At 43.1% G+C, this 17,021-nt stretch carries 21 protein-coding genes and 1 pseudogene; 20 read left to right on the plus strand and 2 right to left on the minus strand.

Translation table 11 applies throughout. From position 1 onward, the window contains the following. Positions 1 to 18: 18 nt before the first annotated feature. The 4 genes from L5L77_RS16885 (at position 19) to L5L77_RS16900 (ending at position 2,897) form a co-directional block, all read left to right on the plus strand. Positions 19 to 813 (plus strand): hypothetical protein, encoded by a 795-nt coding sequence (locus L5L77_RS16885; protein ID WP_263223234.1) that lies wholly within the window; start codon positions 19 to 21, stop codon positions 811 to 813. Between the two features lie 101 nt (positions 814 to 914). Continuing rightward, positions 915 to 1,625 (plus strand): hypothetical protein, encoded by a 711-nt coding sequence (locus tag L5L77_RS16890; protein WP_263223235.1) that lies wholly within the window; start codon positions 915 to 917, stop codon positions 1,623 to 1,625. Positions 1,626 to 1,749: 124 nt separating this feature from the next. Next, the gene (locus L5L77_RS16895) at positions 1,750 to 2,076 is read left to right on the plus strand and encodes a hypothetical protein (RefSeq protein WP_263223236.1); all 327 of its coding nucleotides are present in this window, start codon (positions 1,750 to 1,752) and stop codon (positions 2,074 to 2,076) included. A 575-nt stretch (positions 2,077 to 2,651) separates the two neighbouring features. Further along, positions 2,652 to 2,897, plus strand: a complete 246-nt coding sequence (locus L5L77_RS16900; protein ID WP_173497768.1) for an Imm32 family immunity protein — start codon at positions 2,652 to 2,654, stop codon at positions 2,895 to 2,897. Positions 2,898 to 2,996: 99 nt separating this feature from the next. Here the strand turns inward: L5L77_RS16900 and L5L77_RS16905 are convergent, their stop codons facing one another. Then, the gene (locus L5L77_RS16905; protein ID WP_263223237.1) at positions 2,997 to 3,239 is read right to left on the minus strand and encodes a hypothetical protein; all 243 of its coding nucleotides are present in this window, start codon (positions 3,237 to 3,239) and stop codon (positions 2,997 to 2,999) included. Positions 3,240 to 3,360: 121 nt separating this feature from the next. Here L5L77_RS16905 and L5L77_RS16910 point away from each other — a divergent pair, with 121 nt between their 5' ends. From L5L77_RS16910 to L5L77_RS16985, 16 genes and pseudogenes are all read left to right on the plus strand, one after another. Continuing rightward, positions 3,361 to 3,828 (plus strand): DMP19 family protein, encoded by a 468-nt coding sequence (locus tag L5L77_RS16910; protein ID WP_263223240.1) that lies wholly within the window; start codon positions 3,361 to 3,363, stop codon positions 3,826 to 3,828. 449 nt (positions 3,829 to 4,277) lie between these two features. Next, the gene (locus L5L77_RS16915) at positions 4,278 to 4,784 is read left to right on the plus strand and encodes a hypothetical protein (protein ID WP_263223242.1); all 507 of its coding nucleotides are present in this window, start codon (positions 4,278 to 4,280) and stop codon (positions 4,782 to 4,784) included. Positions 4,785 to 4,876: 92 nt separating this feature from the next. Further along, positions 4,877 to 5,257 carry a hypothetical protein gene (locus L5L77_RS16920; protein ID WP_006086983.1) on the plus strand — a complete coding sequence of 127 codons (381 nt, stop codon included), beginning with the start codon at positions 4,877 to 4,879 and terminating at the stop codon, positions 5,255 to 5,257. Between the two features lie 485 nt (positions 5,258 to 5,742). After that, positions 5,743 to 6,048: a hypothetical protein gene (locus L5L77_RS16925; RefSeq protein WP_263223245.1), complete on the plus strand. Its 306-nt coding sequence runs from the start codon at positions 5,743 to 5,745 to the stop codon at positions 6,046 to 6,048. Between the two features lie 412 nt (positions 6,049 to 6,460). Further along, complete coding sequence (locus L5L77_RS16930) at positions 6,461 to 7,306, plus strand: hypothetical protein (protein ID WP_263223247.1); 846 nt, start codon at positions 6,461 to 6,463, stop codon at positions 7,304 to 7,306. A gap of 76 nt (positions 7,307 to 7,382) precedes the next feature. Beyond that, entirely contained in the window at positions 7,383 to 8,030 is a 648-nt protein-coding gene (locus L5L77_RS16935; protein WP_263223249.1) for a hypothetical protein, read from the plus strand. 67 nt (positions 8,031 to 8,097) lie between these two features. Continuing rightward, positions 8,098 to 8,427, plus strand: a complete 330-nt coding sequence (locus L5L77_RS16940; RefSeq protein WP_263223251.1) for a hypothetical protein — start codon at positions 8,098 to 8,100, stop codon at positions 8,425 to 8,427. 91 nt (positions 8,428 to 8,518) lie between these two features. Further along, complete coding sequence (locus L5L77_RS16945) at positions 8,519 to 8,905, plus strand: hypothetical protein (RefSeq protein WP_263223253.1); 387 nt, start codon at positions 8,519 to 8,521, stop codon at positions 8,903 to 8,905. An 80-nt stretch (positions 8,906 to 8,985) separates the two neighbouring features. Beyond that, positions 8,986 to 9,357, plus strand: coding sequence for a hypothetical protein (locus L5L77_RS16950; RefSeq protein WP_263223255.1), 372 nt, complete (start codon positions 8,986 to 8,988; stop codon positions 9,355 to 9,357). Between the two features lie 114 nt (positions 9,358 to 9,471). Then, the gene (locus L5L77_RS16955) at positions 9,472 to 9,741 is read left to right on the plus strand and encodes a hypothetical protein (RefSeq protein ID WP_263223257.1); all 270 of its coding nucleotides are present in this window, start codon (positions 9,472 to 9,474) and stop codon (positions 9,739 to 9,741) included. 114 nt (positions 9,742 to 9,855) lie between these two features. Next, on the plus strand, positions 9,856 to 10,287 hold the full coding sequence (locus L5L77_RS16960) for a hypothetical protein (protein WP_263223259.1): 432 nt from the start codon (positions 9,856 to 9,858) through the stop codon (positions 10,285 to 10,287). Positions 10,288 to 10,368: 81 nt separating this feature from the next. Then, on the plus strand, positions 10,369 to 10,743 hold the full coding sequence (locus L5L77_RS16965) for a hypothetical protein (RefSeq protein WP_263186892.1): 375 nt from the start codon (positions 10,369 to 10,371) through the stop codon (positions 10,741 to 10,743). A 95-nt stretch (positions 10,744 to 10,838) separates the two neighbouring features. Next, on the plus strand, positions 10,839 to 11,804 hold the full coding sequence (locus L5L77_RS16970) for an acyl-CoA desaturase (RefSeq protein ID WP_263223261.1): 966 nt from the start codon (positions 10,839 to 10,841) through the stop codon (positions 11,802 to 11,804). A 554-nt stretch (positions 11,805 to 12,358) separates the two neighbouring features. Continuing rightward, a complete protein-coding gene (locus L5L77_RS16975; RefSeq protein WP_263223263.1) occupies positions 12,359 to 12,808 on the plus strand; it encodes a hypothetical protein in 450 nt (149 codons plus the stop codon). Positions 12,809 to 15,275: 2,467 nt separating this feature from the next. After that, positions 15,276 to 15,458, plus strand: a pseudogene (locus L5L77_RS16980) (IS91 family transposase); the annotation flags it as partial. Positions 15,459 to 15,837: 379 nt separating this feature from the next. After that, positions 15,838 to 16,878 carry a hypothetical protein gene (locus L5L77_RS16985; RefSeq protein ID WP_263223264.1) on the plus strand — a complete coding sequence of 347 codons (1,041 nt, stop codon included), beginning with the start codon at positions 15,838 to 15,840 and terminating at the stop codon, positions 16,876 to 16,878. Here the strand turns inward: L5L77_RS16985 and L5L77_RS16990 are convergent. Further along, positions 16,797 to 17,021, minus strand: a 225-nt coding sequence (locus L5L77_RS16990) for an integrase core domain-containing protein (RefSeq protein ID WP_263223265.1), incomplete at its 5' end; no start/stop codon positions are given. The genes L5L77_RS16985 and L5L77_RS16990 overlap by 82 nt on opposite strands.

The raw sequence follows: 17,021 nt of genomic DNA on the forward strand, positions 1-17,021 counted from the left end.
TGAATCCAGGAGGGATCGATGTATATCTATGAAATAGTGAAGCCAGGAACTTGGCTTGAAAGCGAAGATCGAGAATGGAGTTGGGAAATAGAAGGCATTCTTCGTAGCTTAGAAGGTCAGTTTTACGAAGCTAATCTTGCTCTTAATATGTTCCTACATACTTTACAAAGAGATAGAAGGCCTCCATCTAGAGAGCAATGGGAAGCAGATGCTAATCGTCGATCTGAAATCCGACGAGAAATAGAGCAAAAGTACGGAAACCCATATGACCATTCTGTATGGGATGAAATACATCTACAAACAGAAATAATATTTAAGCGAGAGCAGTGGCAGTCCGGCAAATTACCCAGAGAATTTGAGCACAATCAAGCCTTTATGCATGCTCGTGCATTCTTGTATGCTCTAGATTCATTCGACAAGTTTCTAATAGTTCTAAAAAATCAGCCAAATGTTCCTGAAGAAATCTCAGGGCTGCACGATGAAATCGGAATCTCTTTTCCTGACCTACGAGGCGTAAGAAATACTTCCCAGCATATGGAAGATAGGTCACGAGGGCTCGGAGCCGGACGAAGAGGTCTGCCACCTCAACCCCTTGAACTTCAGCCCATCGACAATGAACTCGTAAAATCCGAAAACGGTGCCTTGATGTTAAATTGCCTAAATGGAACCAAGTATGGGAACACCATGGCTGATGGTCATTATGGAGAGGTCGATGTATCTCCAGCATCAATGGAAGCACTACACTCGATCTTTCAGAAGTTGCTTGAGGCATTTTCATGGAAAGGCCCTAAAGTACATTTGCCAAGCATATGATTCATAACAAACCAATCAACTACGCGCCTGCGGCGCCGGACAGCTTACACTGCGCTTCGCTACATTCCAGCTGCCGGTTATTGGGGCGTTAAATCAAAAATATGTACTACTGGAATCAAGATAATTTTGAGGGGTTGAGGTCTGTAGGGGAGAAATACTCTTCACTTGATGGCTATGAGCTTTTTGGCAAGTACTGCCTCCAAAAAGAGCAAGGCTTTAAAAAGCTAGCCGTCACCACTGTGAAAGAATTTGTATCATGCTCGAAAAGTAGATCACTGGAAGAGCAGAGGGTCATTGCAGAAGAGTTGTCATCCTTAGGCTTCTGGAATGGAGAAATACATCAGCTCTTGTCTCACCCGTTGGTGGAGTTTCTTAAGGAGGTTTTAGAGCTGTGGGCTTTAGATGAGCCCCATAACCCGACACCTCTCAGGTGGCTTGGTTATATTGGTGGGGATATCTCTTATTATGAAAAAGCTCTTGAACTTGATTCTGCGGACGAAATTTGTATTAGCCGAATTGCCCAAGCTCATTTGAATGATGTGGACTTTCAGACGCACCATTTATCTGAATCTCTCTTCTTGGGTGATTTCAACGACGCCAAAAATTCTTTGCAGTCAGCTCATTCCTTGATCGAAACGTTAAGCACTGAGGGTATAAGGTCGAAAATGCAAAATGAATTGGAATACTACAACAGCCTCTTGGGGTGTTGGGAAGAGTATTCAAAGTTAGGCATAAATGAACCATTTCCAGAATGGTGTGCATCTAAAGGTGAGAAATTTAACTTTTGGTCAATTGTATACTATGACCGGTGAAGATTTAACAAACGGCTGCACCGGACAAATTTCCGCTGTCACCTTTTTTGCGTGGCAAAAAAACCGCCATCAAAAATTTGCTCGGTGAGCCGGGCGTTAGAGCATCAGTAGCATTGGAGTTAAATTGAAGGTACTCATTTTCTTATTAGCGCTGTTTTCTTTAAGCCTAAAGGCTGAGGAAACTACAGTGCCTGAAAACGAGAGCGTGGGGTATTCTTGTTTTAAAGAGCCTGCTTGGCCCAATGAGGAAAAGATTCGCTACTTGTGTGTCTTTGCGTTGAATACAGTCAGCCCGTTTTACTCAGAAGATAATCGCAATCAAGTGTTAAAACGGTTTGTTCGCACGGTAAACTCTGAATGTGAAATTTCTGAAGGTAAAGAAATGACCGATCCTAAAGCCACTGTTGATCACACAATGTTTTTAATCATTTACCATGTCAAATGTAGTTAAGGTAGGCTCTAACAAGCGCCTAAAACATCGCGGCCTGCGGCCGCTGGACTCGCAACAAGTTGCTCGCCGTTTAGGCGTGCGTTAGGTTGAATATGGTTCGCGCACGCCTGATCTCAACGGAAGGTCCATATCACGAAGCCGTAATAGAAACTTGCGGGCAGCGCCTACATGTAATGGATGAATTCAGCGTCTGTGAAGATGCGTGCCCACGAATCGGTGAAGAGTTTGAATTTGAGTTCTATCCGTTCTTGGGTGAAAACGAAGAATGGGAGGCTATTTTCGCCGGTAATCCATCTGGGCACGTAGGTTTAGAACATCTTGGCGGTTGGCGTTATCGTGCTTTTGGTAAGGTCGTCGGCGTTAACCCTGTCGTCGTAGACTGTGGCCTTTTCACCGTCGAAGATGTAGTGAGTTCGAGTGACGCTAGGTTGGTCGGTGAGTCGGTAGCATTCATAATTTCCAGGCTAGGCGGATACGCGTGCAAAACCTAACAACTGGTTCAAACCGTTCGCTTCGCTCACTGGGACGGGCTAAAGCCCGCCCCTTAACCAAACGTTATATGCCAATGGTGGACCATGCTAACTGTTGAAAAAGATGTAGAAGCACTCCAAGTGTACATACATGGAACACCTGAAAAGTTGCGTTGGCTTGCTAGCCGATTGGAAGCGATAGCAAATCAGGCTGAAAAATCAGGGCAAGCTCATGATCACTTCATGACAGAGGATTGGGGTGGAAATGAATTATCAAATGAGCTTCAAGGTAATCCTGAATCACGGCAAATAATCAATCATTTAATAGTGTATGGCCATAAAGGTTCATAAATTGGAATATAACAAGTTGCTTAATTTCGTTCCGGCCACAAAAAGCATGGCCTCCACGGGACTGCCTACGCTGTGCTGCGGCAGCCCATTAGCAAAGCGTTAGTTCCCACCAGTGATCCTCGCTGCCGCCCGCTTAATCCGTCCGTTGAACCAGCGCCGGATTGCGTACCCGCGCGCCAGGCTCACGGCGGTGAACCACGCTCCGATCCACAGGTTCGTGGTCAGCGACACCGCAATTCCAAACAGCGGGAAGATCGCCAACTGCGACGCGAGCGCGACCACATAGCCAATGACCGTATTGATCGCGGTTTCCGCAAGTGATTCGAGTCTTGTCTGCTGCAAGCGGGTGCCCTCACGTGGGAACTAACAATTCATTCAAGCCGACTGCGCTTCGTACTGGCTTGATAGGTGGTGTGCAGCCGCAGCGCAGCGGCTTAACTCAATCGTTATACGCAGGAAGAGTATGGATCTAGCTAAAATTCTTATAGAGGAAAAAGGCGATAAATCTCAGGCGATTCTTGAGCTAAATATCCGAATCGCCCAAAAAATTGAATCTCCCGATATAGATATTTTTGAAATTCTATCACCTACAGAACTCTATATATTATTAATATCTCGAATTAACGTATATGTATGTAATGGAGGCTATGAACACTATTTTTACTATTCTGGCCAGTATACAAAAGAAACCGTTCAAGCCATTTCACATGTTGGCTTAAACAATCTACTTTTCAATTATCAAGCGGCGTTGAAAGTATTTGACAACAACCACATCCCTAAAGAAGATGAAAAACGTCAAAAACTAATAGATGGATTAACGGAGAAACAGCGGGAGGTGTTAGATGAGCTTTCCAGCGAATATTATGATATCGCACACCTTGAAGAACTATTTGATTATGCCTACGAGCATCAATCTGATATCAGCGTATAACAAAGCTGTCATAGGGACATTTTTTGCTTCGCTCCGTTTTGGGGTGGCTACGCCACTTTACCCCAAAACTCTACTACACAAAAAATGCCCCATACAGCGGCGTTATGTGTTTTGGTGAGCCATGGAAGACTTTATTTCTTTAATAGCCAGAGGTGTTTTTTGGCTTTTCGTTGAAATGTTTTTTTATAAATTATGTTACGTTGTGGGTTACTACTCTTTACGCCTTATCTCGGCGGGAAAGCACCCCAAGTATGAGCTTGAATTGCATGAAGAAGTTGAAAACTATCTATGAGGAAATTCTTTGGTTTCGCTCTTTGGGCTGCTACTAATCGCATTTACTATAGGAGTACTTTTACATTGCGTAATTTGAGAAAACACATAACAAACAAAGGCAAGGCGACGCATACCGCGCGCTTGCTTTGAGCGTTATACATCACAGGCTTGATGTTGTGTCGAACCAAAATCTACAAAGACACAGAGGGCAATACCGTTTTTGGTACCCTATCGACTATCGCTATGAATATTATTCATGGCCAAAAACCATCATTGGCAGGTGCTCTCACTGTCAAGGGCGAGTTATCTTCGATGCAGTCATTCCTGAGCGATTTGTAAAAGACGAAAACTCCGGCGGTGAACGACTAGTAATAGCGCCTATTGGTGGAAATATTAATGGTCGTGGTGTCTGTACAAAGTGCAGTCATTTATCGGGGCATTTATCATGGCCGCAAGAGGCATTTTACAAAGTAAGTATAGGCGGCCAAGACATATGGGCCTGGAATGAAAAATACCTTGAAGTACTGAAGGCCAAAGTTTCTGGTGATCGTGTCTTAGAGCGTAAGCTTTGCTTGGAGAATACCCTTTACCGTTATTTTCTCTCGCGCATACCAAAGCATGTAGTTGAAAAAAGAAACAGAGAAAAAATATTAAGGAAATTTAGTTCAATAGGGTCTGGTTAGTGCCGTATAACAACTGGTTCAAACCGTTCGCTTCGCTCACTGGGACGGGCTAAAGCCCGCCCCTTAACCAAACGTTAACTGTATGGATTAGCATGGTCAAGTTTCTGAAAGTAATTGCATATGTTCTTATTGGAGGAGTGGTCATAGTTGGTGCATTGCTTTTGTGGTTTGACCGCTCAAAAGATATAGATTTTACCATTTACCATCCTGATGCTTGGGTTACATGCAACGGAAAAATCAACAAGGATTCAGTTGAATATGCTCAGCTTAATAAATGGTTACAACTGAATAACTCAAGTTGGCAAAACTATGTAGCAACTGCTGCTCCTGGTTATTTTTATAAATCAGACGATATTACGATTCATGTATATAAGCATGGCGTAGTCGTTAATTATTATGACGGTCAAAACTGGTCTCAAGTGCAAAAGTCCGTTGATACAAAGGAAATTCATGGTATTTGCAAAAGCAGTTAACAAGCCAAGTCAGCGGAAATTTTACTCGCTGAAAAACGCTCATAAAATCCCCTGCTTGGGGCGTTAGTACGATAAATGACGAATCGAGAAATTATCACTCTCATGCACAAGCTATCACACGGCAGAATAGGACCTTGTGGTAATTGGGTGCGGGTTTTTAATGATAGTGAAGAACTGGACGATCGGAAGTTTAGTAAACTCCTAAAAGATACTATTCAATCCGACATCGTTCTGATATATCAAAGTTCAATCAATATCACTGAAGCGAAAGCTTCTGAAGCTTTCGAAATAGTTGCCCAGTTTGTTAAGCACGGTGTAGTTAAAATAGCATACGTAAGGTTTACGTCGCAGATTGAAATAGACCCGTTAGGCGTTGGTGCGGTATATCGTACTAACAAGTAAATTATGTTCGCCCAGCAAGCTGGGCTGGGACGCGAAAACAGCACGCGCCCCATATTTAAAGCGTTATAACTCAAGGAAACACCGTGCTGCGCAAGCTATTTAAAAAGGATGATTACAAATTCTCTGATCCTAAGAACACAGCCTGCATAGTTTGCAGTCACGTTTTGAGCTTGAATGCGCCAATATTACGTGTAACTCACGATGAAAATAATGGCATGTGGCAGTTTCTTTGTGGTGCTGAGAATCACGAAACTGACCAAGCAAAAATTATTGCGCTAGGCGAAGCTGCGTCAATTGATTTAAGTGTTAATGAGCTTTATGAAATGCCGCTGGGAGTTGGCGCAGAAAGAGAGTCAAAAAATGGCCAATGGCAACCATTCAAGCTTTAGTTATAACAAGGCGGTCAATGTCGCCTGCGGCTGGACAAAGTGCTGCGCACTTTGCCCATTACCTTAGCGTTATGTGTTTTGGTGAGCCATGGAAGACTTTATTTCATTAATAGCCAGAGGTGTTTTTTGGCTTTTCGTTGAAATGTTTTTTTATAAATTATGTTACGTTGTGGGTTACTACTCTTTACGCCTTATCTCGGCGGGAAAGCACCCCAAGTATGAGCTTGAATTGCATGAAGAAGTTGAAAACTATCTATGGGGTAATTCTTTGGTTTCGCTCTTTGGGCTGTTACTAATCGCATTTACTATAGGAATACTTTTACATTGCATATTTTGAGAAAACACATAACAAGCAAAGGCAAAGCGACGCGTGCCGCGCTTGCTTTGAGCGTTAGGTGGCCGGAGAAACGCTGTGCAGTACATCATGAAAATGAAGAAGGTTCTGCTGTTGCTGTCGATTGCTGTCAACTCCGTCGCGGCATACTCGCAGAACGGGTCAATCGAAGCTGTGATGCAAGCTAACAAGCTCACTGAATATGATCTAGAAGAGCTGCCCATGCTGCAGTTCTTCAGCAACCCGTATGTTGTATCAAAGCGGGGAAGCGAAGTCCTTGTTTCTACCGAATGGCCGCAAGAGCATCCACGAAAATTACAAGTAGCTTCACGGCATTACCAGTGGGTTAATGGTGGCGAGTTTGGTGGGCGCCTGGAGCTAGCTACTAAGCATGGCTCCGTCGAGATCTTGAAGGGCAACATCGTGGATCTCCTGCCGATGGGTGACGAAACCTTGGTTATATCTGGTCTCGCGCATCTAAGTATGCGATCCGGTGCAGTTCACGTGATCTCTGAGTTGTCCGATCCGCCGACGCCGACGTTCGTGACAAAGCTTCCTGACGCACCAACGATTGTTTACTTAGACGACGAACTAAAGGACTATCCTTTCAAGGTACTTGTTGGAAGCATGAGTTTGATGTCGCTGGATCCGTACAACAATGTAGACATAATATATTGGGACGCTTTTTGGTCGTTTGGTTTGGGTCCGACCAGCATCGTCCGCTATATGGACCATTATCTTATCGGTCTGCCGCACGGCATTGCAGTGATACCGGCACCGTGGGGTCCGACTTCTAATTACTGCCGTAGCAATTCTTCATACCGTGGGCCTGACTCCTGTACTCGGGTTCGATTCTATGCAGATGAGGCATTCCGTAGTGAAATCAAAGATAAGCTTCCACTTTATACGCAGCCTGCCACCTAACCAGCGGATCCAGCCGACGTCCGTCTCGTCGCTCGCTCCGTTCCGGCCACCACTGAACTTGGCGTTAGGTGTTTAAATGAAGCAATCCGAGTCTGACAAACTTCTGAGTAAGCTATTAAGGGAGTATTCAACTCGCTTTGGATGGAAATGTAGTCGTGGCTTTGTGTTTAAAAAAGAAAGAGAGTCGTTTTTCACTATTTTGGTTACAGGAATTCCAAAGGCGAAAAAGTTATCTTGGTCGATTAGCTTTAAACACTATGATTTCGATGATGTTTTCTGGGGTGTAGTCAAGCTCCCAGAAAACAAAATGCAGCCCCTAAGTTTTCGAGCCTGTGGTGCTTGGGTTGCCCCAAGCATGGAAATTCAAAGTGGTTCTGCTTTTCTCAATGAGTGGGAAGAAGAAAAAATATCAGAGCAAATACGAAATATATTTGAAGAGCTAGACCCACTAAGTATTAAAGTTGCATCATCTATTAACACGTTCAGTAGTAATCTTGAAGTATTGGAAAATTACTACGCGCAATTAATGGGGAAATATCCAAATGCAGTAAGAACCATTTGGGTAGAACGGCTCTTAACAAGGTTGCTTGAATCCAACCTAAAAGAAGCCAAGGAGATTTCAGATGCAAGAATTGCGGAAGGCGACGAAGGTGGTTTCAATTACGCAGGCCGCTCCTTGTATAAGTTGGCAAATGAATATATTGAAACATTTAAAAACACCTAACCAGCGCATCCAAGTGACGCCCAAAAGCGGCTCACCTGATGCTTGTCGTTAGGCATACAGGGAAAGAATGAGAGATATTGCCAGTAATGAGCATTATTCTGAAATGCTCAAAATTCAGGAAGAGTTAAATCATAAACTCCGAAAAGATTTTGAACGTGAAAAGATTCATGGTCGGGAGCATTTAGCGCGCTTTTTAACCGAGCGAGTGGGGGCGCTGGTAGATGAGCTTAATTCCAGTGGTTATTCCTTCGGGCCATGCGACTACAGTGGCGATATAGATTTCGAAAACAGTGAGCAAACATTTAGCAATGGATCAGAAATGGGGGAAGGAATCATCCTTCACTTTCACGGGTATTCGGTTCAAGTATCTTGGGAAGGTAGCGATAAGTATGCCTAACAAACGCCATCAAAACGCCGCTTCGCGGCTCGACTCGCAACACGTTGCTCGCGTTTGTGGCGAGCGTTGTAACCCATTCAGGATAGTACATTTGAATATTTTACTTACTCTGTTTTTAGCCTTATTCGCATCAGCATCTTTTGCTTGTTTTGCCCCTCCTGAAGGACTGAGCGATAGTCATGAGTTGATTTTCGCTGAAAGAGTAGGGGTGAGTTTTGTTCTATTCATATCAGCGTTAACCTTCCGTTTTCTCAGTCAAAAAACTAGACTCTGGGTGCCTGCATTGTTGGGGCTATCTTTTGGTTACGTTCCCGTAGTTATGTATGTGCTTTTCATGGAAGGTATTGCCGGACCAGGTGGCGCATGTGGAAGGCCAGAATTACTGGAAATGGCTAATGTAATTCTCATTGGCACAACCGTTTTAGCATTGTACGAATGTATTTACTGGTTTAGGCGTAAGCGTAAAAATGGGTTATAACAAACCAATTATTCCGACCTCAACTCGCTGTGCTCGTTTCGGCGGCATATTGGGGCGTTATACGTTTTAAGGAGATTTGAGTGTTCGGCGATTTCATTTACGAATTCAAAATGCACCGAGTATTAAAAAAGGTTGCTCGTCAACGTGTAGCAATGATCCTTAAACCAGGTAATGTTCCTGTAGTTGAGCGAGCTATCGGCAGAGATGAAGAGACTAAAACATTTTTGTTAACAGCTCAAATAAGAGGCTGGGTTGATATACTTCACGAAGATATGCCGACCGGAAAAATAGATGAAAATGGTAAGATGAATATGGAGCAGCCATTTGAATCAAAAGAAAACCATTGGAAATTAACTGACTCTGGATGGGCAGCTATTCAAAGACGGCATCAATTATCTGTTTTGGGTATAGGTCTCGCAATAATTGGGGCACTGGTTGCAATCAACGTATAACAAGTTGCCCAAAATCGCCGCAAACAACGCAGCTGGGACAAATACTCACTGGGCTTCGCCCAACAACGTTCGCATTTGCCCCTTGGCAAAGCGTTATATGCGAAAGGAAGTCAATTGAAAACTAAGTTTTCACCAGAAGCACTGGCTCACCTTGAGGTCTTATATCAAGCAACGCTGATCGCGAGATCTCTAAGTTGGGATAACTCAAATGGTGCGAAATCAGAACTCGTGGCTGACTTAATGGATGCTGTACACAACATTCCGTCACACTTAAAGTCAACGGTTATACCAGAGCAAGAATTTGTCCAAATGTACTACGAGGCTTTTGATAAGAAGCACCCTATGACTGTATCGTTGGTCAAAATTTATAGTGGGTGCTTTTAGTTGCCAACCGCATATAACAAGGCCAGCCAGCAACGCTCCCTGCGGTCGCTGGACCTCGTTTCACTCTGCCGCTGCTGGCGGCGTTATGTTTCAAGGTAGGTTCTGTTTACTGTTGTGGATAGTATTGAAAACTTATTGATACCAGACTACTACACCAGTTCCTTAGGTGTTTTAGCGCCAATTGAATTGCTTTTGATGAAAAAGAAGGCCTTTGCTCGGTATGTGCTAGTCGTAAAATCGTTGAGTGATATTTCTGATTTAGCATCAGAAATCGCTGAAGCTAGAAGCCAAATCAGAAAACATACGAATGCTCTTTGGATGGTCAGAGAGATTGGAGCTTATGTGGTTTTTCGCGTTGATAAGCTACCGAAATTGGAACGTGCAGATATTGAAGTAGACAAAACAGGTTTCCACGCAGTAATAATTCAAGGTGTTCATTTCATATCAGCTTCTGGACAGCACTTGTTTAATCATTCAAAGTGGCTTAATCACACTTTCGGTGGCGCAGTTGGGATCGCAGAGAGGATCGAGTCAATTGAAACATAACAAAAACATCATGATGGGAATTTTACTCGCTGAAACAGCGCTCCTAAAATCCCCATATGTTAAGCGTTATATGTGAATAAAATGGATTGGCGTCAACTGGAAGAATTCAAAGGCATCGACCTAAACGACTCATTTGTTCTTGGTTGGAAGCAATCGCTTAATGAGCTGTCGTTTGAGCTTGAAGCGAGCATTTGGCCAGAATCAATATTTTATGAAGCCCCGAAAGCAAACGAATATACTTGCTACAGGAAAGCTACTCTGTCATTTTCGGAAATCAAAAGTGTTGTTGGCTTAATTTCTATTGAATCAGCCCGTTATTCTACTGACCCAGACGGTTCAATTGACTACGGAAATATTGATTCATTAGACATAACCGAAAATGGTTTCAATGTTGTCGGTGACTTTGGTGAGGTAATAATTACTGGTGGAGTATTAAGCTTTGAAATTCACATATAACAAGTTAAACCATCGGAAAATCCCTCGCAGGCCAAACAACGGCCTAACCGCTCGGACTTTCCGCTGTTTAAAGCGTTAACTGTATCTAGGAAGTTATGCGAAATACTGAAAGAGTTAATTCAGAAAGACCGGAAAGCGCATTTGAGGGCGAGGTAGTGTGGAGCCCTTTGAAATCGATTTGGTTTCTTTCAAATCTGATTGCCGCGCTATGTATCGCTCCTTTCGTATTTTCTTTTTCATCTCTTATGGTATTTATCTCATTGACTGCCGTAACTCTTTGTTTTGGTCATTCCCTCGGAATGCATAGGCTACTCATTCACCGATCATATGAATGTCCAAAATGGATGGAATATTTGTTTGTCTATTTGGGGGTCTTGGTTGGTATGGCTGGGCCAATTGGAATGATGATGCAGCACGATTTAAGAGACTGGGCGCAACGGCAGAAAAAATGCCATGATTTCTTATTGCACGGGTCGAAAATAATAAAAGATGGGTGGTGGCAGCTTAACTGTGATCTCAATTTAAAATATCAACCTGAGTTTACAATTGAAGATGAAGTGTCAAAAAATCGGTTCTACCTTTTTATTGAGAAATATTGGTTGCCCCAACAATTAGTTGTCGCAATTCCTCTATATTTATTGGGTGGTGTACCTTGGCTGGTATGGGGCGTCTCTGTAAGGGTTGTCATCTCTGTCGGTGGTCATTGGCTTATTGGTTACTTCGCTCATAACCACGGGCAAAGAACTTGGAAAGTTGAAGGTGCGGCTGTTCAGGGGCACAATATTCGTATTGCTGGTTTCCTATCAATGGGTGAGGCGTGGCACAACAATCATCACGCATACCCCGGCTCAGCTATGCTTGGTTTATACAAAGATGAACCTGACCCAGGTTGGTGGGTATTAAACGCGCTTCATAATCTAGGAGTCGTTAAAAACATTAAGCTACCAAAAGAATTACCCCATCGTTCAGAGTTAGTTGCAGAAGCTACAGACCTTGATCGTCGAGTGGAGCGTGTTCCTGAAGAGTGTGAAATTGCAAATTTCATCAGAAGGAACAGTTAACAAACGGCTGCACCGGACAAATTTCCGCTGTCACCTTTTGTGCAAAAACACGCACAAAAGCCGCCATCAAAAATTTACTCGGTGAGCCGGGCGTTGAACTAAGCCGCTGCGCGGAGCCCAAAGCGAACCACTGATCCAGAGCAAGCATATGAAGAAGGAGATATTGCCTCTAGAGATATACCCGACATAAGAAGAGGTAAAGGTCGAGATTTTGTTAATAAATTCGCTATCGCTTATGTAGATAAGAATGGACAGGTTAAGTTAGAAACGTTTTCATCCTTCAGTGAAGCTAATGATTTTGCTGAAAAAGTCAATGGAAAATGGCCTGAGGCAATGGAGAGAGGAGGTTTTGTAACACTGTATAGAAGTGCTACTTATTCTAAAATTGTGGCGAATCGATTTAATCGTTATCAAAAAACACAATTGACGTCTGTGGAAAGTGTTGTTTTCAATTTGGCTCATGAAGGAGTTCATACTAAGTATGGGCCTACTCATGATCAAAGATTAGAGTCTATATCATTTGGGACAGTTGAAGCTTATAGGGAACGTTCAAGATGAAATTTAATATACGTATACTTTATATTCTGATGTTTTTTTGTTTTAGGGTTGTTGCAAGTGATTCAATCTACATAACGAGAGAAAATGCAGCTAAATATAATGTTGATGTTAAAGTTAGTGCTAGTGAAATTTATAAAATGTATGAAGTAACTGTTAGAGTGAGCAGTATTCCACCTAAATGGCACTGTTTGAGACTTAGCAAAGTTGATGTTGGTTTTTATGATGATAATGGACTAATAGCTATAGTGCCGCTAGCTTTTAATGATAGTGGTGAGCTTTATTACACATTTACTTTACGAAAAGAAAATTTAGATAAAACGAGCATTGGTATTAATTATACAAATAATTCAAATGATAACAAATGCGAAATCTTATCCAATAATGCATTCATTATCGAATTATTGGGCTGGAAAACGAGTAAATCTGATGTTTTAAATTTAGATTAGCGAGGGAGTCCCCCTGCAAGATTAAGGTGCCAAAGTATTTAAACGAGACACAGAATTATGAACAGTCTCGAAAAAGATGCACTTTAATAACTGTTAAAGTGCAGTTTTCACGCATTTTAGTGCATAATCGACGTACTTCACATTATCGATACGTACTAGTGCAAAACTCAGTTTATGCATCAGAATATGCATAAATAGTCACATATCTATCAATCTTAGACTCTCACTCGCAGTAACAGCTGCGAAAGCACTTTAATATAACTGAAATCAGAACAAAGTATCACTTAATAGCTTTAAATCTCTAGGGGTCCTAAATTACTATGAGCAGAGTCATACACTTCTAATTAGTTGACCAAATTTAATATGCCACTACATAGACCCCCCTCAAGAAGTTGGAAGCACTAAAACTCATGCAGCAGTATGGCTACAGGCGAGTCGTTTCATCAACCCTACAGGAGGATGCAATGACGTGTTTTTGTTGGTCTTGTATTAATTTTCTCAGGTCAAAAAGGTCAGGGGAATATCGATATTTTTAGTTGTCTTGCGTGAGCCGCAGACGTTTGATAGTGCGATCAGTTCGGCCTGTTCTTGGACTATGACTTCACCTGCAGACGTGTTACCCAATCACAATGGCATCATGGCCAGTCGCAGGCTTAGTGCGGCATGTTCTTGAACTGTACTCTTTTCACCTGCAGGCGTGTTATCCAATCCCAAAGTGCATCATGAGCGCTGAACAGCTATACGTTAATGCCAGTGGTCGATGATGGCCGGTATCTAAGCGTATTGTTCTGCTTGGTCCTATGTTCCTGCCGTGTTGATCTGCAGGTGTGTCGCTAATCTCACGCTGGCTAATTGCTTGTTGGGATAAGGGTATGGATAGGGCTGATATCTAGCATCAAGGTGAATGCTTACGTTCGTTAGCTGCTTAATACCTGCAGATGCATTAGTCATTCAGGTATTCGCTTATGTCTGTGGGTGAAGTCGGCATTGATAGGGCATATATAGGCGTGTTGTACAGCGATGGCGAGTGGCGGATACCGCACGTTTCCTTAGTCTTATTTGTTACATGTGTGTTGTTTTGAGATAGGTGTATTACACCATTGGGATTCAACAGTACTTCGATGCGGCCTAGATAATCCCTAGATCCCCTCAAAAAGTTGGGAGCACTCAAACCCATGCAGCAGTAGGGCTACAGGCGAGTCGTTGCATCAACCCTAGAGGAGGATGCAACGGCTCGCTTTTGTTGCTTTTGTGTTAACGCTTCAAGGGCGTAAAGGGTAGGGCAAAAGGTGAGTTTTTTGGTAGTTCTGGGTGAATTGATGGCGCCTAAATGGATCCTTCTATTCGGCTCACTGTTTCGGTCGCGGCCTCATCCTGCGAAGGCGTTATCCGCTCCCCGTTTTTAGTCATCGAAAGCAGGTGAACTGGGATGATCTGCACACTGTTTCTGGGTGATTGAACGCGTTTTTAGGCTCATGCTGCCTTAATCTGAATTGTTAGTGATATGTTTCTATTCAATAGGTGTTGTTCAGTGTCTTGCACCAATATGGTTCAACCGTTTTTTGATGCGGCCTAGATAATCCCTAGATCGCCTCAAAAAGTTGGGAGCACTCTAGCCCATGCAGCAGTAGGGCTACAGGCGAGTCATTGCATCAACCCTAAGGAAGGATGCAATAGCGTGAATTTGTTGCTTTGGTGTTAAATGTTGGCAATGGGGTGAAGAGGGTCAAAGCCAAGGTTTTAAACGGTTTTAGGTGAATTGCTTCTGTCTAGGACTAGGCTCATTTTAACCGAGTGCCAGACTCGTTATCTTTACCTATATTAGTCATCCTGCATGGATAGGAATGGAGCGATGATCATGTGCAATTATGAGGAATTTTGATTTTCAGATGGGCGGATTTTGTGTCTCGCCGATGCTCACGGTTTGATTGAAACCGAACGCGACACTTTATGATGATGAGAATCGCTCTCAACTCGATGTAGATGCGAACCATTATCATCGCGGGTCCTTCCGGCGCGGTTGATTGCGGGTTCGGTGACGCGCAGTGCTTCACTACATATGAGGATTTTAGAGGGCTTGGTTGTTGTTTTATTAGCGGGCTTTTAGGGGGCGTTCATAATTTTGAACGCTATATATGGTGTTGATTATAAATGATTATTCTCCTTACTTTCTCAGAAGCTCAAAAAATAGCTGTGCTCGGATATACCAACTTCAACAGATCGATTTTGTGATCCTTTGATCTTTGTTGAATGGGCCGATATTTTGCCTCTATGGGTAAGCGAGTCACTATAAAGTGGAGAACTGTGAGGGGGAGAAACCTACTTTTAGTCTGATTACATCAGAGCATCGACGCCTAGGCTCATCGATTCGTCCCAGCTTTATCCCAAAATCACTTAACTGATAACTAAATCATTCGAAATTGACTAACCGGTTAGTACAGCATGCAATGACTGTGATTTTACGCAGTACGTAGCCAATGCTTGCCGCCGCAAAAAGCTCACGCAAATCAAGTTGCAATTACACAAACCACATGTGGTATTGGCGAGTCCTTTGGTTAAGGAAGACTGTTTGTGTTCATACCCGTAATGCCAGTTGGACCAGTATTTTGGTCTGAAAAGACTGCAGAGATTAGTGATGATTAACAACTAAAGTCAGCCAGTACGCATGTCAGGATAACCACTTCCTCAAGACGTAGTGTAATGACCGACAGCGAAAAGCTGCCAGCCTTATGGGGTTAAGCCGATGAGGGGGGTGAGTGTCGGCCTGAATATGGGGCTAAAATGCTGTCAACCAAGGTCAATAATCAGTCGAAAGTGAGCGTAATAGAATGAGAAAGCTGAAATGATATCAATTGATTACCCATCAAGCTGTATAAAAAACCGCTACCGCAAGAAAGCAAATTCCTATAGCATCATTCATATCAATTTACACGGATGTGGCAGCGGCCAAGCCCAACAAGCGATTTATGCCCTGCAAACATCGCAGCGCATAAATACTAAGACGTTTCGTATCAGAGTGAGGGAACCTCATGTTCGAAGATTTGATTAAAGAGTTGAAGCGAATGAACGGGCAATCCGTCTCTGTCCCAATTCACTCTGACGAAAAAGGCTATATAGACAAGCAGTGTCCTGAAGAGGCCTGTGAGTTCATTTTTAAAGTGAACGAAGAAGACTGGGGTAATATCTTTAAAGATGAAGCAGTGTGGTGTCCCATGTGTAGACACGAGGCGCCGGCTGATCAATGGTTCACTATTGATCAAGTTGAGCACGCGAAAGAGGAGGCGTTTGCAATAGCTCAAGGAAAGATACACAACGCCATGCGGAGTGGCGCGCAGAAATTTAACCGAAAGCAGCCCAGAAACAGTTTTATTTCAATGTCGATGAAAGTTACAGGCGGACCAAAGCGCACACATGCCATCCCTGCCAAGGCGGCAGAGCTCATGCAGCTCGAAATTCAATGCGAAGAATGCCGTTCAAGATTTGCGGTTATTGGCAGCGCATATTTTTGCCCTGCTTGCGGGCACAACTCCGTAACGAGAACGTTTTCAGATTCACTGCGTAAGATCCGTGCCAAGAAAGACAATGTGGAGTTGGTTCGCACTACTCTTTCAGAATCGGTGGGAAAGGATGATGCCGAGGTAACATGTAGATCTATCATAGAAACATGTATTTCAGACGGTGTCGTAGCTTTTCAAAAGTATTGCGAGGGGATGTATGCTCGCTTCGGAAAAGCTCCATTCAATGCATTTCAGCGCTTAGATCAAGCTAGTTCTCTGTGGGAAAAAGCAGTGCAAAAGGGATTTGATGCTTGGTTATCTCCTGATGAGCTTAAGAAGCTAACTATCATCTATCAGAAAAGGCACCTGCTCGCGCACAACGAAGGAATTGTGGACGAACGTTACATAGAAAAATCCGGTGATGCCACCTACAAATCTGGGCAAAGGATTGTGATAAAGGATAAAGATATTGATTTTCTGCTTTGTAGTGGTCAAGTAAAATTGGCCACGATTTTAGAGTCATTCCAATATAAACGTTCTGACTCATTTGGCGTTAACCCACCATTATATTGATGGGGTCTGGTCTCACTGTAATATCCAGTGATGTAATTTGTGATCTCTTTATCTGCTTCTGTAAAATTCCCATAACCACTGGCGGGGATCCACTCAGATTTCAAACTTCTAAAGAAACGCTCCATTGGTGCGTTATCCCAACA

The organism is Shewanella sp. SM29 (assembly GCF_025654245.1).
Classification (GTDB): Bacteria; Pseudomonadota; Gammaproteobacteria; order Enterobacterales; family Shewanellaceae; genus Shewanella; species Shewanella oncorhynchi.

What these genes read in the sequence shown, in the direction of transcription:
- L5L77_RS16985 (WP_263223264.1), top strand. Translation starts at nt 15,838, where the DNA reads ATGTTCGAAGATTTGATTAAAGAGTTGAAGCGAATGAACGGGCAATCC.
- L5L77_RS16975 (WP_263223263.1), top strand. Translation starts at nt 12,359, where the DNA reads ATGAAATTTAATATACGTATACTTTATATTCTGATGTTTTTTTGTTTT.
- L5L77_RS16910 (WP_263223240.1), top strand. Translation starts at nt 3,361, where the DNA reads ATGGATCTAGCTAAAATTCTTATAGAGGAAAAAGGCGATAAATCTCAG.
- L5L77_RS16885 (WP_263223234.1), top strand. Translation starts at nt 19, where the DNA reads ATGTATATCTATGAAATAGTGAAGCCAGGAACTTGGCTTGAAAGCGAA.
- L5L77_RS16890 (WP_263223235.1), top strand. Translation starts at nt 915, where the DNA reads ATGTACTACTGGAATCAAGATAATTTTGAGGGGTTGAGGTCTGTAGGG.
- L5L77_RS16940 (WP_263223251.1), top strand. Translation starts at nt 8,098, where the DNA reads ATGAGAGATATTGCCAGTAATGAGCATTATTCTGAAATGCTCAAAATT.
- L5L77_RS16935 (WP_263223249.1), top strand. Translation starts at nt 7,383, where the DNA reads ATGAAGCAATCCGAGTCTGACAAACTTCTGAGTAAGCTATTAAGGGAG.
- L5L77_RS16900 (WP_173497768.1), top strand. Translation starts at nt 2,652, where the DNA reads ATGCTAACTGTTGAAAAAGATGTAGAAGCACTCCAAGTGTACATACAT.
- L5L77_RS16920 (WP_006086983.1), top strand. Translation starts at nt 4,877, where the DNA reads ATGGTCAAGTTTCTGAAAGTAATTGCATATGTTCTTATTGGAGGAGTG.
- L5L77_RS16965 (WP_263186892.1), top strand. Translation starts at nt 10,369, where the DNA reads ATGGATTGGCGTCAACTGGAAGAATTCAAAGGCATCGACCTAAACGAC.
- L5L77_RS16970 (WP_263223261.1), top strand. Translation starts at nt 10,839, where the DNA reads ATGCGAAATACTGAAAGAGTTAATTCAGAAAGACCGGAAAGCGCATTT.